The following is a 13,963-nucleotide window of genomic DNA, read 5'->3' as shown; positions in this document are numbered from 1 at the left end:
AAATAGGGTGTCCACTAAACGAGGGTAACCTCAAGTTCGAGATTATCTGGCGGGGCGGGGATATGGAATGGGCTGAAAATGAATGTACGTTCTTTACCCCTCCGGCGAAGGAGCAACAGCAAAAGCATCGCGCCGCCAACAAAACGTGGCGTGTGCAAAACGCCTATGTGCTGAATGATGATGGTTCAGCACAAACTATCTACCAGCGTATCTTCATCCGCCACCGCCACCCCGAGACCAAGGAGTCCTAAGTCATGGAAGCAAAACTCAACCCCCGCAAGATCCGTGACATCGTAGACGGATTTCACTACAACGAACTCGAAGGCAAAGGCCTGTACGGTTTGGCTGGCAACCTCACCATCCAGCCGGAGTACCAGCGCAACTACATCTACAACGACGGTAAGAAAGACGTAGCCGTCATCGACTCGCTGCTCAAGGGCTATCCACTGGGGCTAATTTACTTCAACCAGCCCAAGCAGTACGAAGGCAAGTTCGAGATCCTCGACGGTCAGCAGCGCATTACCTCTATCGGGCGCTTCTACAAAGACCTGTTCGTCGTCAAAGACACTGACGGCAATGAGCAGTATTTCTCGTCGCTGGGCAAACACCAGCAAGAGCAGATCCTTGAGACTGAGTTGCTCATTTACGACTGCTATGGCACTGAGGCCGAGATCAAGGAGTGGTTCAAGACCATCAACATCGTCGGTGTGCCGCTTACAGCCCAAGAGCTACGCAATGCCGTGTACTCGGGTCAGTTCGTCGATGCTGCTAAGAAGGTCTTTTCTAACTCCGGCTCAGCGATCATGTCGAAGTGGTCGAACTTCGTTAAGGGCGACCCAGCCCGCCAGGAGGTGCTTGAAGTAGCGCTGGACTGGATCGCTCAGCGTGAAGGCACCACCATCGATAGTTACATGGCAAAGCACCGTGAAGACGATAACTGCAACGAACTACAGACTTACTTCAAGGCTGTTATCGACTGGGCGGCAAGTGTGTTCAAAATGACAGACACGTCCATGCGAGGCATCGAATGGAACACGCTGTATGAGCAGTACGGCGCCAAAGGCTACAACGCGACTGAGATGACGGCTGCTGCAAAGGAGTTGCTGTCTGACCCGCAAATTCAGTCCAAGAAGGGTATCTACGAGTACCTGCTTGGCGGCAAGACAGACACCAAACTACTTAACGTACGTGTCTTCACTGAAGCGGTGAAGAAGCGCGTCTACAAGCGCCAGACTGATGCTGCAAAACAGAAGGGTGTCTCCAACTGCTCGTATTGCGCTATCGGTCACGATGAAAAGAAAGCAAAGATCTGGGCGCTTAAAGAAATGGACGCTGATCACGTCACTGCGTGGTCCAAGGGTGGATCGACCGAGGAGAGCAACTGCGAGTTGCTCTGCAAGTCGCACAACCGTGCCAAAGGCAACGCTTAAAGTCGGTGATTAACCATGCTCATCGGCTACGCACGTGTCTCCACGTCGAAACAAGGGCAGTCGCTCGACACCCAGCGTGAGGCGCTCATCGACGCTGGCTGCGATGAAAACCACATCTACACAGATACGATCTCGGGCACGAAGTGGCAGCGCCCCGGCCTTGATGACGCGCTGGCGTATATGCGCCCCGACGACACGCTGGTTGTGACCAGGCTCGACCGTCTTGGTCGCAGCCTCGCTGAGACGGTGAATACTATCGCTGACTTGGCGGAACGTGATATCAACGTGAAAGTGCTCGAACCCGCGCTGGACACGTCGCGTCCTGCTGACAAAGTGGTCATTAACGTCATGGCCTCTCTCGCTGAGTGGGAAAGAGACCTGCTGATCCAGCGCACCCGTGAAGGCGTAGCGCACGCCCGCGCCCAGGGCAGGGTCGCCGGGCCGAAACCGAAGCTCACTAACGAGCAAGCCCAGGTTGCCAAGGAACTCATCGACGGTGGTAAGTCCGTCAGTGCAGTGGCGAGGACGTTCAACGTGTCCAGGCCGACCATCTACAGAGCCATCGAGCGCCTTGAGGCTGACGCATAACAGCCGAGACCTATCACGAGGGCTGCGTCGCTAGCGCGCACACCCTGCAAGCAAGCACCAGGCGAGCGCTAGCGACGCACTGAGTACGTGGGGGTGCTGCAGGGCGCGGTAATAGCACTGCCCGGCACAGCCGGGGCCAAATACGGGATTGACCACACACATCCCGTATTTGGCAAGGAGTGCTCATGTCCACCTATTCGCAAACGCTTACATCTCACGGCGATATTCTCGCCAACATCCCCGGTATCCTGGGCTTTTACCCGCAGAACTCGCTGGTGCTCGCGTTCTTCGACCGCAACAGTGACACCCCTGGCCTGCACTTAGGCCCTCTCGCCAGGCTCGACCTCGATGACGCCGTGCAGACGCTAACCGCCAACCAATCGCAGTTCGCTGCATGGTCTGGCCGCGTCAACGCTGACGCTGTTATCGCTTACGTGATAAACGCGGACCCCTCAGCAGCAGATGACCTGGCAGAATTCCTGCTCAGCGAAGACTCACCTCTGCCGACCGTGCTTGCGATCGTGCAGGTTCCCGAGCTTACTTCTGGGACCGGTTGGTGGACTGTGTATCAGCAACTGAGCCTCTCAGCACCGCGCACCGGGGTTGTCAGCGAGGTCGCCGGCTCTGCTGCGCTGCAGCAGATGGTGTTGGACACTGGGCAGCTTCCAGCGCTGTCTCGCGCAGAGCTAGAAGAGCGTTTGGACAGCACAGCTCACGGTATCGACGACGCTGTATACCGAAACATCATCGCCGACGTCGAGGGGTACGAGAATGAGATACATTTTCTCCGTGACGATCTACAGCATGAGTACGAGAAGGCTGCAAAGGGTGTCTCTGACCCCACCGATACACAGGCCATCCGTGCTGCGCTGAGGTGTTTTACGACTCCCATGTTGCGTGATCCACTGCTCGGCGCACTGCTGGACGAGCCTGAGAAGGGTCTGGCGTTCGCAGAAACTCTTATGTGTGTCGTGCCACGAGACTGGCTCAAGATGCGCTCGCAGATAACCGCTACCGTCGCTGTACTCGCACAAGCCACTGGGCAGACTGGCCTGGCCGGTGTAGCTGCTCATAAAGCCACTGAGCTAAGTGATACCGAGAACTTTCCGAACCTGGTGGCCAGATCCATCAGCCTCGGCCTAGGCAGCAAGCTCATCACGAGCGTCAAACAGGGCGCGTCGAAAGCACATTACCTCCTGTTCGATGCTTAAGTCTCTTACCCCGTTGCAGTTAATGCTGCAGCGGGGTTTTCTTTTTCAGCATGGCCATGACCAGGGAAGACACACATCTTCTACAAGCAGGGGAGCAACTTCTAGCCAGCAGAGCTGTCTCCAAGAACGGATTGAATATCCGATCCACAAGGAGGCACTCATGTACCACTACACGCACGAAGACCTGGAGCTGCTCTACCTGATGAGCGACGGCATAGACGGCGAGGACGCTGATCCTGGTGCAACCCAAGAGCTACGCGACCTGGAAGCAGAAGGGCAAGTACTGCCCTGGGCCGTGCTGTAACAGCACTTTTCTCAGCAGCAGCAAAGCCGCTGCTCAAACACACAATTGAAAGACAATTCACACTCACTCAAAAGGAGAAATCATCATGTCTAACCCATTCAACTCCGGCACCATTGTTGGCAACACCGCTCGCGAGCCGAAGATCTTTGAGCACGCAAACGGCGGCGCTACCGTGAAGCTCAACGTCTACGCGCGTAATACGTTCAAGAACAAGAACACCGGCAAGGTGGAGTCTGAGATCGTGGAACTCACCGGCTACGTGCAGGACGCTAAGAACCTCGGTGTCTTCGGCTGCATCGGCGCTGGTGACCGGGTCGCGGTCAGCTACTCGCTCAAGACGGACAACTACACCGATAAGGATGGCGTGAAGCACTACCCGCTGATCGCACGCATCGATACGGTGCAGCTCATCGACTCGAAGAAAGAGTCTGCAGCCCGCGCTGCACGCCGTGAGAACGGCGCTGGCACCGCCGCCAACGACACTGAAGAAGTGCCGTTCTAACCACAACACCCCGCAGGGAAACCTGCGGGGTTATTTTTTCAGTACAAACCGCGCATGACGCCGTTGCCGTCCGGTAGGGGATCGCTACCGCGCCTGCTCTGGGGCACCGTCATTTCACAGCGCAATACACGCACCACGACACGCGCTGTTTTACCGTGCAACAAACACGCCATTTCGCTGCGCATTGCACTGACACATCTACACGCCGCTGGATCAATCACTTCACTGCACCCTGTAGTGGCGCGTCACTTAATTGACACGTTTATTGCGCAGTTAAGTGGTGTGTCACTTCGTCGACCACTTAAATGACACTTTTAATGACACGCCACTTCATTGGCACATTTACTGCGCAGTTAAATTACATGTCATTTCATTAGCACGTTTATTGACTACTTAAATGACGCTGTAACTCTGCATCACATTCTGCAGGCACTTTCGCTGCACTCTCTACGTACTCATCTACTGTCCACTTAACGGCACTGTAGCCACGTACCTCTACTACACAATCAACAGCACAACAAACACGCCACTACACGCGCTATTTCACAGCACTACAGGATTACCGCTACACAAAACAACCGCTCTAATTCTTCGATTTTCGCTGAATTAGAGCGGTTTTAGCGCTGTCTCTGGGCACTGACCCCGGCGACACCCGGCTAGGCCGCTACAGGGCCGTACAAGGCGTGTGGCGAGCTGCTACAGCTCCATGCCACCATCGCGGTCGCGCTGTTGCTGCTGGCGGCGCTTGTTGGTTCGTTCCTGAGCACGGCGGCGTGCGGCGGTCCGTTCCTGCTGGATACGCTGCTCAACAGCAACCCGATACCGCTGCTTCATCTCAGGGTCGTTATCGAGTTCGACATGCAGGAAGTCCCGGTCTACGTGGGAAATCTCTTGCAGAGACTGCGTTGCCTCCTCGATAATGATGGCGGCTTCCTCTTCTGCAGCTGCGCGGCGCGCTTCGAGGCTTTCGGTGAATGCGCGTTTCTCCGTGTCAAAGGCTTCACGCTCACTGTCCAGGGCTGCACGTTCGTTGGCCAGCTGTTCACGCTCACGCGTGGCCTCGCTGCGGATGGCCACAGCATCACGTTGTGCTTCGCTACGAGTGCTCTCAGCGTCTCGTGTGGCCTCGCTACGGGTCTTTTCTGCGTCTCGCTCGGCTTCCTTGCGTGCTTCGCTGCGGATCGTTTCAGCCTCCTGCTCTGCACGCTTGAGCTTGGCCTCTGCAGCGCTGTTGACCTCTTCGGCACGGTCCAGCAGCTCATCTGCTTGAGCTTCGGCCAGCCCTACTGTCTGCTCAGCCGCAGCCTGTGCATCGCTACGGATCTGCTCGACGTCCTGCTCAGCCTTCTCGCGTGCTTCACGCAACACACGCTCTGCAACCTCGCGAGCCTGCTGTTCAGCGTTCTCCTGTACACTTCGCGCTGCTTCACGGTCCGCCTGGGCCTGTTCCAGTTCTTTTGCTGCTTGCTCGCGGTCACGATCAATCGCGTCCATGTCGCGGTGTACGGAACGGCGCTTGACTTCTACTTCATCCTCGCGGTTGGCAAGGTCGCGTTCACGATCCTGCTGCTCCGTGTAGCGGTCGAGGTTTAGGGATTCATCGTGACGTTCGGAGACTTCCAGTTCTACTGGGTAGCCGAGCGCGTGCATGTGTTCACGGAGTCCGCGCTGCGCGTCGATCATTTTTTGATTACCCGAGATCTGTTTACCCTTTTTTGGGCCAGATTTGTACCTGACCGAGGTGTCAGTGTTGTACGCGATACCTGGCCTACAGCGGAGCTTTGACGGATCATCGGGCTTCGGGGAGAAGCTATCGGCCTGGAACTGGCTATGCGGTGTGCTCTCGTCAAAATTCATATCCCCTCCGGCCACAGCATCGATGCCGCCGGGGATGAAGTTCTCGGCAAGCCAACGCATTGCCTCTTCGAAGTATTGTTTCGCTTCCTCGTAGTCGCGTGCGACATAGCGCGGACGTTTTACTTCGCGCCCGTCCACCTCACTGGTGTAGAAATCCGGGATTTCTTTGCACATCGATTTCGGTGGATTCAGCTTCGGCTGGGGCCTCGACGACGCGGTTTCTACCGAGGATGTTGTGAAGCACCTCCGCGACAACAGCCCGAGCCTGCAGACCATCCTCCACGGCCCGAGCACCAGTACCTGGGGTGGGCACAACCTCGCCGGCGGTCTGCGCCGCGTCATGGCGAAGTGTGGCTACACCGATATCAAGAGCTTCCAGAAGGTGGATATCACCCTCTCGAGCTAGCTGCGCACTTTCGCGGCCGACAACGCCCGGTGGAACTTCAATGATCCCCCGGGCGTTTTTCATGTCTACGGGGTGAGGCGTATGTCACAGCCGATTCATCTTGACTCTCCTGTAAGTCCGACTAAAGTTTGTCCAGAATAAAAAGTACGTCTAGGCGTAACTTATGGAACAGCCTTGGCGAATGCATTTTCAGGAAAGGAAAACTCAATGGTTCGGTCGGAAAAGCGGGAGTCGCGATCGGCACTGTTCGTGGCAGCAGCCGCGATGATGGCGATGATTCTCGCGGCGGCGCTCACAGCGTGCGCGCCGGAGGAGGATCGTGCAGACGGCGGAAAGCCGAAAGTGCTGACCACTTTCACTGTGATCCAGGACATCGCCCAGAATGTCGCGGGGGAACACTTGACTGTGGATTCTTTGACGAAGCCGGGGGCGGAGATCCACGGCTACGAGCCCACGCCGGCTGATATCCGCCGCGCGTCGGATGCCGACCTCATTCTGGATAACGGCCTGAACCTGGAGAACTGGTTCGCGCAATTCGTCGAGGACGTCGACGCGCCCCACGTCACCGTCAGCGACGGCGTGGACCCGATCGACATCACCGAGGACGAGGGCGCGGGCAAACCGAACCCGCACGCGTGGATGAGCCCGGTCGAGGTGGAGAAGTACGTGGACAATATGGTCACCGCCTTCAGCGAACTCGATCCGGACCATGCTGAGGACTTCAAGCAGAACGGCGAGCAGTACAAAAAGGAGCTGCAAGAGGTCCAGGACGGCATGGTCACTGAGTTGGCGAACCTGCCTGAGCAGCATCGCGCACTGGTGACGTGCGAGGGCGCATTCTCCTACATGGCACGCGACGCTGGTCTGGAGGAACGGTTCATTTGGGCCGTGAACTCCGAGAATGAGGCAACTCCGCAGCAGATCACCCGTGCCATCGAATTCGTCAAGGAGAACGACGTGCCGGCCGTATTCTGCGAGTCCACGGTCTCGGACGCACCGATGCAGCAGGTAGTTGATGCAACCGACGCCACCTTCGGCGGCACTCTGTACGTCGACTCCCTTTCGGAGAAAGACGGTCCGGTTCCGACCTACCTCGACTTGATCAAGCACGACGCCGACGTGATCACGCAGGCGTTGACGGGTAAGAAGTAGGTGTCACGGTGCAACAGGAAACGTCATCAGCCGCGGCGGCCGTTTCGTCGAATGCGACTCCCGCGATATCCGTGCACGATGTCACCGTTCACTATGGGAGCGTGCTCGCGCTCGACGGTGCATCCCTCGAGATTGCGCCGGGACGCGTGTGCGGACTCGTCGGAATGAATGGATCCGGGAAATCTACGCTATTCAAAACGATCATGGGGCAGACCCGGCCGGATTCCGGGACCGTCGCCGTCAACGGAGATGACCCCGCGGTTGCCCGCCGCACCGGTGTGCTCGGGTACGTGCCTCAGCGCGAGGCAGTGGACTGGGATTTCCCGGTCAGCGTGCGGGAGGTGGTCATGATGGGTCGCTACGGACAACTCGGTTTCACGCGCCGGCCTCGCCGGGCTGATATCGAAGCCGTCAACCATGCACTCGAGCGTGTGGAGCTCACGGACTATGCCTCACGTCAGATCGGTCAACTTTCCGGCGGCCAGCGGAAACGCGCCTTTGTTGCCCGGTGCATTGCCCAGGGGGCGAGGATCATGCTGCTGGACGAGCCTTTCGCGGGCGTCGATAAGCGCAGCGAAGCGACAATGACCCGGCTGTTCCGCGAGCTTGCAGACGGCGGTGCCACCGTCTTCGTGTCCACGCACGACCTCCCTGCGTTACCTGAGCTGGCTGATGAAGCGATGCTGCTCAACCGGCATGTGCTCATGCACGGCTCGCCCAAGGATGTCCTGCAACCCGATAATCTCGCCGCTGCCTTTGGACTGGATGTGATGAAACGATGATCTCTTTTCTTGTCGACCCGTTCGCCTACGACTTCATGGTCCGCGCGTTCGCCACGAGCCTGATTTCCTCCATCGTGTGCGCGGTGCTGTCGTGCTGGCTGGTCCTCGTCGGCTGGTCGCTGATGGGCGATGCCGTGTCCCACGCAGTGTTCCCCGGCGTGGTGCTGGCGTATATCGCGGGCGTTCCCTTCGCTCTCGGGGCAGTGGTCTTCGGCTTCCTCGCCGTGGGATTGATCGGTGTCGTGCGTGATACGAGCCGGGTCAAAGAAGACGCTGCGATCGGAATCGTCTTCACGACGCTCTTCGCGTTCGGGCTCGTGCTCATCTCCGTCACGCCCTCGCACACCGACCTCAATCACATTATCTTCGGTAACCTGCTCGGCGTCTCCAAAGCTGATCTCGTGCAGATCCTCGTTTTGGGCGTGGCCACGCTGGCCGTGCTCGTGCTCAAGCGCCGCGATTTCACGCTTTTCGCTTTCGATCCCGTGCATGCTCACGCGATTGGTCTGTGGCCGAAGCTGATTGGGGCAGTGTTGCTCGCCCTGCTCGCGCTCACCTGCGTGGTGGGGCTGCAAGCCGTCGGGGTGATCCTCGTGGTGGCGATGCTGATCATTCCGGGTGCGACCGCGCACCTTTTGACCGACAGTTTCGGCCGCATGCTGCTGATCGCTCCTGCGGTGGCCACCGTATGCTCCGTCGCGGGGCTGTACGCGAGCTACTACCTCGACGCTTCGCCTGGCGGACTCGTGGTCATGGCGCAGGGGATCGCATTCCTGCTGGTGTACCTGTTCAGCCCGAGCCAAGGGATCGTCACAGCGCGTGCGCGCCGGGGCGGAACGGCACGGCTAATTGGAGACGAACAGCGCATCGGTAGCGGTGCGGCCGAGCGGAACTGAGTTCTTTGCCCCGTCCACCTTCACATCGAGCGACTCGGAAAACGGTGCGCCTTCAGTGACCGTGAGGACGGCGCCGACAACGATGCCATTCTCCTCGAAAAACTTCAGCAGGGTCGGGTCCGAATCGGAGATCCGCTCGACAGTGACCGTCGTCCCCGCTGCACCGGCGCCCGCCCCAGCATCCGTGAGGCGGCATGCGTCCAAAGCGGGCACCGTACCGTCGGCGGTCGGGATCGGATCCCCGTGCGGGTCGCGGGTGGGGTGGCCGAGCAGCTTGTCCAGCCTGTCCACCAGGTAGTCAGAGACTGCGTGCTCTAAGTGCTCCGCTTCATCGTGCACTTCGTCCCACGTGTACCCGAGAGTCTCCACCAAGAACGTCTCGATGAGCCGGTGGCGCCGAATCATGTCCACTGCGTACCCGCGGCCCTTCTCGGTCAATTCCACCGAGCCGTACGGGGCGTGCACGATCAACCCCTGTGCGGCGAGCTTGCGCACAGCATCCGAGACCGACGACATCCGCAGCCCCGTCTGCTTCGAAATCAGGGTTGCCGTCACGGGTTCCGCTGACCATTCCGTGAGACTCCAGATGACCTTCAAATAGTTCTGGGTCGAAGTGGATAATTCGCTCACCGACATGCGTTCAACTCTACTTACCTTCCGGGAGCACGCTTATCGACGCCGCCCTGAACCGCTAATCCGCCCTGCACAGTCGCGACTGTTCAGTCTATCCAGGCCATGAGTTAGACTCTGAATCCGTGACTACCACCTCGAATGCACCAGAGCAGACCCCACCCGCAAACGCTCACCCGCGCCCCGTCCTCGTCGTGGACTTCGGCGCGCAATATGCGCAGCTCATCGCACGACGCGTGCGTGAGGCCCGGATCTATTCGGAGGTCGTTCCGCACACGATTTCCGCAGAAGAATTGAAAGCCAAGGACCCGGTGGCTCTCGTGCTCTCCGGTGGTCCCTCATCCGTCTACGAGGACGGTGCTCCGCAGCTCGACCCGGCAATTTTCGAGCTGGGGCTGCCCACCTTCGGCATTTGCTACGGCTTCCAGGTGATGACTCAGGCGCTCGGCGGCACCGTGGCCAAGACCGGCTCCCGCGAGTACGGTCGCACCGCAATGAACGTGCGCGGCGGCGTACTTCACCACGGCCTGCAGACCAACCACCCGGTATGGATGAGCCACGGCGATTCCGTCACCGAGGCACCAGCTGGCTTCGAGGTCACCGCTTCATCGGAAGGCGCACCAGTCGCCGCATTCGAAAACGCTGATCTATGCATGGCCGGCGTCCAGTACCACCCGGAGGTCATGCACTCGCCGCACGGCCAAGAGGTGCTCACGCGCTTCCTCACCGAGATCGCAGGCCTCGAGCAGACCTGGACCGCCTCCAATATTGCGGAACAGCTTATCGACGCAGTCAAGCAACAAGTCGGCCCCAACGGCCGCGCCATCTGCGGCCTGTCCGGCGGCGTGGACTCCGCTGTCGCTGCTGCACTGGTCCAGCGCGCAATCGGTGACCGACTCACCTGTGTCTTCGTCGACCACGGCCTGCTGCGTCAGGGCGAGCGCGAGCAGGTCGAGACCGACTTCGTGGCTGCTACAGGCGCGAAGCTGGTCACCGTCGACGAGCGCGAAGCCTTCCTGGGCAAGCTCGCTGGTGTCACCGAGCCGGAAGCCAAGCGCAAGGCTATCGGTGCAGAATTCATCCGCTCCTTTGAGCGTGCCGTTGCTGGTGTGCTCACCGAATCTGGTGACGACGCACCCGTCGACTTCCTCGTTCAGGGCACCCTGTACCCGGACGTTGTCGAGTCCGGCGGCGGATCCGGCACCGCCAACATCAAGAGCCACCACAACGTCGGTGGCCTGCCTGACGATGTCGAATTCGAACTCGTCGAACCCCTCCGCCTGCTGTTCAAGGACGAGGTCCGCGCCGTTGGCCGTGAACTCGGCCTGCCCGAGGTGATCGTGAACCGTCAACCTTTCCCGGGCCCTGGCCTGGGTATTCGCATCATCGGTGAGGTTACTGAGGAGCGCCTGGAAACCCTTCGCGCAGCCGATGCGATCGCTCGTGAGGAGCTAACCAAGGCTGGCCTCGACGACCAGATCTGGCAGTGCCCGGTCGTCCTGCTTGCCGACGTTCGCTCCGTCGGCGTCCAAGGCGACGGCCGCACCTACGGCCACCCGATCGTCCTGCGTCCAGTTGCTTCCGAGGATGCCATGACCGCTGACTGGGTCCGCATCCCGTACGAGGTGCTGGAGACCATTTCCACCCGCATCACCAATGAGGTTGAGGACGTCAACCGCGTCGTGCTGGACATCACGTCCAAGCCGCCAGCCACGATCGAGTGGGAGTAACCAGCTTTTAGCGCTGACACCCAGGATTTAAGTGCCAGCGCTAAATAGTTAGTGCTAAATAGTTGATGCTAAATAGTCAGTGGATCTCGATTACATAGCTGCCTCAGGTGAGAATTTTTACCTGGGCTTTTGGAGCGAAGCTAAGGCCCCGATGTAATCGAGATCCACTCGTTTTATTTGTAATGCACTCCAAGCGAAGGTGGCGGCGTTGGCGTGCGCTGATGCAGAAGCCACCACGCGACAAACCCGGTGAAGATTCCTGCCAGCGGCGCTAATACTGCCCTGGGATCCGTGCCCAGCGTGACGGACGGGAAGAAGATCAGCAATCCGATCAACAACAGCCAGCCTGTGCTGCGGTCTCTGAGCACAACAGGACTCAGACGTTCTTTCGGTGTGAAGATCGCCTGTGCGGGGGATGTCTGCGTGCCAAAACGCGGCATGGTGAACCAGCACAGCAGGTACAGGAAAATGCCGCCGCCGATGATGAGCGCCAGCACAGCAAAAACGACGCGGACGAAGGTCACATCGACGTTATAACGCGCACCGATGCCCTCACAGATGCCACCGACTAGTGGGTTGCCACCTTGTTCTTTGGGGATCCGTGGCGGGCGCGTGTCCCACATGGCCTGAAACGAGCTGTTGGTGTCCATGGCTCAAGTATGCATTTGGCGGGCAAAGCTCGCTGGCTAAATGGCACGGGTCTAGGGGGAGGATCGAGAGATCCTTGCATGAAACCTGAATTCGCTGGCGTAGACAATGCCGCTGGCCTCTTTGAAGTCCCTGTTCAGGGAGGTTTCGCCGCCTTCGATCTTCGTCAGCGCGTCGAGTAGCCTCGTTGTGATTTCAGGTTTCTTCCTAAAACCTGAATATCGGCACTGCTTGTGTACTGGTTTGTGCACTTAAGGCCCTGGATTAGCTTATCCAGGGCCTGTGGATTCAGGTTTCGTGCAACGCAGCAAGAACTACTAGTCGGCGAGAACTACTAGTCGGGGAGCGCTGCTAGCCAGCGTGCGTTGCTAGTCGGCGTGCGTTGCTAGTCGGCGTGCGTTGCTAGCCAGCGTGCGTTGCTAGTCGGCGTATGCGAGGCGACGGGAGCCGTCGACATGCGGGTACAGTACCCACGCAGCGCCAGCAACGAGCGCGAATGTGAGCGTGACTCCCCAGGCTGGCCATTGCGCGAGAGGTGCGAGCATGAGCGCCAGCCACCAAAGCATTAACGGCACGAGCATGCTTATCGACGGCACCGTACTTACCCGCTTCTCTTCCGCGAATGCCCTCATCTCGCCCCGGTAGGGGTGGAGCAAAGTGATGGCGACAGCAAGGGCAACGCATCCGAGCGCGATGAGGAGTTTGGGGCCGATCGCGAGCTGGGAGACCATGACTGCGATGGATCCGGCGACGCCCACAGTTCCCATGACTCTGACGATGAGCGGAGTGGGGATTGGGGTGGTCCGGGTGCGGACGTCGTAGGCGTACATGGAGGTGGACGCTACCATATGACCTGCGATAGAAAATATGTTCGATAATTTCAATTGACCTTGGTTCGCCCGCGGAGCATAATCAGCTTCCGTGAGTGGAACAAGTGTTCGCAAGACGGTCGCGGAGGTGGACCTGGCGGCATCGACGGTATCGACGGGCTCCAGTGGTTCTGCGCACGCTGAACAGATCGCCCAGCTCCGCTCCAAAATGGCGCAGATCGGCGGTGCTGTCCCTGGTGGTGATGGGGATGGTACCGGCTTCGCACAGAAGATCACAGGCAGCGAAGATGTGGTTTCGCTCGGTGAGCAGTTTCGATTTCTGCTTCCTGGCGGTGGTCTACCGCGCCATGCTGTCACACATATGAGCGATACACCGGCGCTGGTTGCGGAGATGCTTCTCCACGTTGTGGAAGCAGGTGGTCACGCCGGTGTGGTGGGGTGGCCGGAATTGTCTTATGCCGGAATTGACCCGAAGTATCTGGGCCGCATTATCGCTGTGTCGGATCCAGGGGTGGACCCTTTGGGTGTTGCCGCGGTGCTCACGGAGGGGCTGGACTTGGTTGTGTATCGCTCGCCAGTGGCGCTTGCTCTCTCTCCGGTGCGGTGCCGTCCACTGTTGGGCAAGCTGCGCAAAGGTCGGGCAGCACTGATGATGGTTGGCGCGACGGTGCCGTCTCCTGCGCTGACTGTCACGGGCGATATTCAGGCTTTTCATGGCATTGCTCGTGGTACGGGCCGCATTACTGGTGTGGATATTCGGGTGCGGGCGCAGTCGAAGGGTGGGCGTCCGGCGTCGGCAAGCATCACTGTGGGGCAGGCTGCTGTGGAAGCGTCAACGCCTTAATCCCGCGTCAATCGATTTCAGTCTGGCAAGGACTGTTTCTTGTGACGGCGATCCGATTCGAAAAATGGCGTTTTTCATACGGGTACAAATGGAATCTCACTCGTATGAAGAAGACGACTAGGGCCTGACCCCCGGAAAGTAGACACGTCGGGG

The 13,963-nt window shown here is 58.9% G+C and carries 15 protein-coding genes and 1 pseudogene; 12 read left to right on the top strand and 4 right to left on the bottom strand.

Features of this window, described 5'->3' with window-relative positions:
* The 6 genes from HMPREF2806_RS05640 to HMPREF2806_RS05620 form a co-directional block, all read left to right on the top strand.
* The coding region (locus HMPREF2806_RS05640) for a hypothetical protein (protein ID WP_232745302.1) at positions 1-251 on the top strand (251 nt) is incomplete at its 5' end.
* A 3-nt stretch (positions 252-254) separates the two neighbouring features.
* A complete protein-coding gene (locus HMPREF2806_RS05635; protein ID WP_070516682.1) occupies positions 255-1,430 on the top strand; it encodes an HNH endonuclease family protein in 1,176 nt (391 codons plus the stop codon).
* Between the two features lie 15 nt (positions 1,431-1,445).
* A complete protein-coding gene (locus tag HMPREF2806_RS05630) occupies positions 1,446-2,018 on the top strand; it encodes a recombinase family protein (RefSeq protein WP_070516680.1) in 573 nt (190 codons plus the stop codon).
* Positions 2,019-2,203: 185 nt separating this feature from the next.
* Positions 2,204-3,229, top strand: a complete 1,026-nt coding sequence (locus tag HMPREF2806_RS05625) for a DUF4192 domain-containing protein (protein ID WP_070516678.1) — start codon at positions 2,204-2,206, stop codon at positions 3,227-3,229.
* Between the two features lie 160 nt (positions 3,230-3,389).
* Complete coding sequence (locus tag HMPREF2806_RS13575; RefSeq protein WP_158011595.1) at positions 3,390-3,533, top strand: hypothetical protein; 144 nt, start codon at positions 3,390-3,392, stop codon at positions 3,531-3,533.
* An 85-nt stretch (positions 3,534-3,618) separates the two neighbouring features.
* Entirely contained in the window at positions 3,619-4,035 is a 417-nt protein-coding gene (locus tag HMPREF2806_RS05620; protein ID WP_070516677.1) for a single-stranded DNA-binding protein, read from the top strand.
* A 696-nt stretch (positions 4,036-4,731) separates the two neighbouring features.
* Here HMPREF2806_RS05620 and HMPREF2806_RS05615 read toward each other — a convergent pair.
* Entirely contained in the window at positions 4,732-6,066 is a 1,335-nt protein-coding gene (locus HMPREF2806_RS05615; protein ID WP_070516674.1) for a coiled-coil domain-containing protein, read from the bottom strand.
* Positions 6,067-6,154: 88 nt separating this feature from the next.
* Between HMPREF2806_RS05615 and HMPREF2806_RS13770 the strand changes: the two are divergent.
* From HMPREF2806_RS13770 to HMPREF2806_RS05600, 4 genes and pseudogenes are all read left to right on the top strand, one after another.
* Positions 6,155-6,298: pseudogene (locus HMPREF2806_RS13770) on the top strand (GuaB3 family IMP dehydrogenase-related protein); the annotation flags it as partial.
* A gap of 273 nt (positions 6,299-6,571) precedes the next feature.
* Complete coding sequence (locus tag HMPREF2806_RS05610) at positions 6,572-7,450, top strand: metal ABC transporter substrate-binding protein (protein WP_232745304.1); 879 nt, start codon at positions 6,572-6,574, stop codon at positions 7,448-7,450.
* Positions 7,451-7,458: 8 nt separating this feature from the next.
* A complete protein-coding gene (locus tag HMPREF2806_RS05605; protein ID WP_070516670.1) occupies positions 7,459-8,232 on the top strand; it encodes a metal ABC transporter ATP-binding protein in 774 nt (257 codons plus the stop codon).
* The gene (locus tag HMPREF2806_RS05600; protein ID WP_070516668.1) at positions 8,229-9,128 is read left to right on the top strand and encodes a metal ABC transporter permease; all 900 of its coding nucleotides are present in this window, start codon (positions 8,229-8,231) and stop codon (positions 9,126-9,128) included. The genes HMPREF2806_RS05605 and HMPREF2806_RS05600 overlap by 4 nt, the downstream gene beginning before the upstream one ends.
* On the opposite strand, the gene HMPREF2806_RS05595 is transcribed toward HMPREF2806_RS05600, so the two are convergent.
* Positions 9,078-9,764, bottom strand: a complete 687-nt coding sequence (locus HMPREF2806_RS05595) for a metal-dependent transcriptional regulator (protein WP_070516666.1) — start codon at positions 9,762-9,764, stop codon at positions 9,078-9,080. The two genes, HMPREF2806_RS05600 and HMPREF2806_RS05595, sit on opposite strands and share 51 nt — an antisense overlap.
* Positions 9,765-9,883: 119 nt before the next feature.
* On the opposite strand from HMPREF2806_RS05595, the gene guaA reads away from it, so the two are divergent.
* Positions 9,884-11,488 (top strand): glutamine-hydrolyzing GMP synthase, encoded by a 1,605-nt coding sequence (gene guaA / locus HMPREF2806_RS05590; protein ID WP_070516664.1) that lies wholly within the window; start codon positions 9,884-9,886, stop codon positions 11,486-11,488.
* Positions 11,489-11,661: 173 nt separating this feature from the next.
* Here guaA and HMPREF2806_RS05585 read toward each other — a convergent pair whose 3' ends face one another.
* Together HMPREF2806_RS05585 and HMPREF2806_RS05580 are read right to left on the bottom strand one after the other, a co-directional pair.
* The gene (locus HMPREF2806_RS05585; protein ID WP_070516662.1) at positions 11,662-12,138 is read right to left on the bottom strand and encodes a PspC domain-containing protein; all 477 of its coding nucleotides are present in this window, start codon (positions 12,136-12,138) and stop codon (positions 11,662-11,664) included.
* 417 nt (positions 12,139-12,555) lie between these two features.
* Positions 12,556-12,984 (bottom strand): hypothetical protein, encoded by a 429-nt coding sequence (locus tag HMPREF2806_RS05580; RefSeq protein ID WP_232745300.1) that lies wholly within the window; start codon positions 12,982-12,984, stop codon positions 12,556-12,558.
* Between the two features lie 73 nt (positions 12,985-13,057).
* On the opposite strand from HMPREF2806_RS05580, the gene HMPREF2806_RS05575 reads away from it, so the two are divergent.
* Entirely contained in the window at positions 13,058-13,810 is a 753-nt protein-coding gene (locus HMPREF2806_RS05575; protein ID WP_232745297.1) for a hypothetical protein, read from the top strand.
* Positions 13,811-13,963: the final 153 nt, after the last annotated feature.

The sequence above is a fragment of the Corynebacterium sp. HMSC076G08 genome (assembly GCF_001811515.1).
Lineage (GTDB): Bacteria > Actinomycetota > Actinomycetes > Mycobacteriales > Mycobacteriaceae > Corynebacterium > Corynebacterium hiratae.
Note: the sequence above shows the minus strand (reverse complement) of the source record. Positions and strands in the feature narration are given on the sequence as shown.

Excerpts from the sequence above, each read along its gene's own strand:
- HMPREF2806_RS05635 (WP_070516682.1), top strand. The coding sequence starts at position 255 with ATGGAAGCAAAACTCAACCCCCGCAAGATCCGTGACATCGTAGACGGA.
- HMPREF2806_RS05630 (WP_070516680.1), top strand. The coding sequence starts at position 1,446 with ATGCTCATCGGCTACGCACGTGTCTCCACGTCGAAACAAGGGCAGTCG.
- HMPREF2806_RS05625 (WP_070516678.1), top strand. The coding sequence starts at position 2,204 with ATGTCCACCTATTCGCAAACGCTTACATCTCACGGCGATATTCTCGCC.
- HMPREF2806_RS13575 (WP_158011595.1), top strand. The coding sequence starts at position 3,390 with ATGTACCACTACACGCACGAAGACCTGGAGCTGCTCTACCTGATGAGC.
- HMPREF2806_RS05620 (WP_070516677.1), top strand. The coding sequence starts at position 3,619 with ATGTCTAACCCATTCAACTCCGGCACCATTGTTGGCAACACCGCTCGC.
- HMPREF2806_RS05615 (WP_070516674.1), bottom strand. The coding sequence starts at position 6,066 with ATGTGCAAAGAAATCCCGGATTTCTACACCAGTGAGGTGGACGGGCGC.
- HMPREF2806_RS05610 (WP_232745304.1), top strand. The coding sequence starts at position 6,572 with ATGATTCTCGCGGCGGCGCTCACAGCGTGCGCGCCGGAGGAGGATCGT.
- HMPREF2806_RS05600 (WP_070516668.1), top strand. The coding sequence starts at position 8,229 with ATGATCTCTTTTCTTGTCGACCCGTTCGCCTACGACTTCATGGTCCGC.
- HMPREF2806_RS05595 (WP_070516666.1), bottom strand. The coding sequence starts at position 9,764 with ATGTCGGTGAGCGAATTATCCACTTCGACCCAGAACTATTTGAAGGTC.
- HMPREF2806_RS05585 (WP_070516662.1), bottom strand. The coding sequence starts at position 12,138 with ATGGACACCAACAGCTCGTTTCAGGCCATGTGGGACACGCGCCCGCCA.
- HMPREF2806_RS05580 (WP_232745300.1), bottom strand. The coding sequence starts at position 12,984 with ATGGTAGCGTCCACCTCCATGTACGCCTACGACGTCCGCACCCGGACC.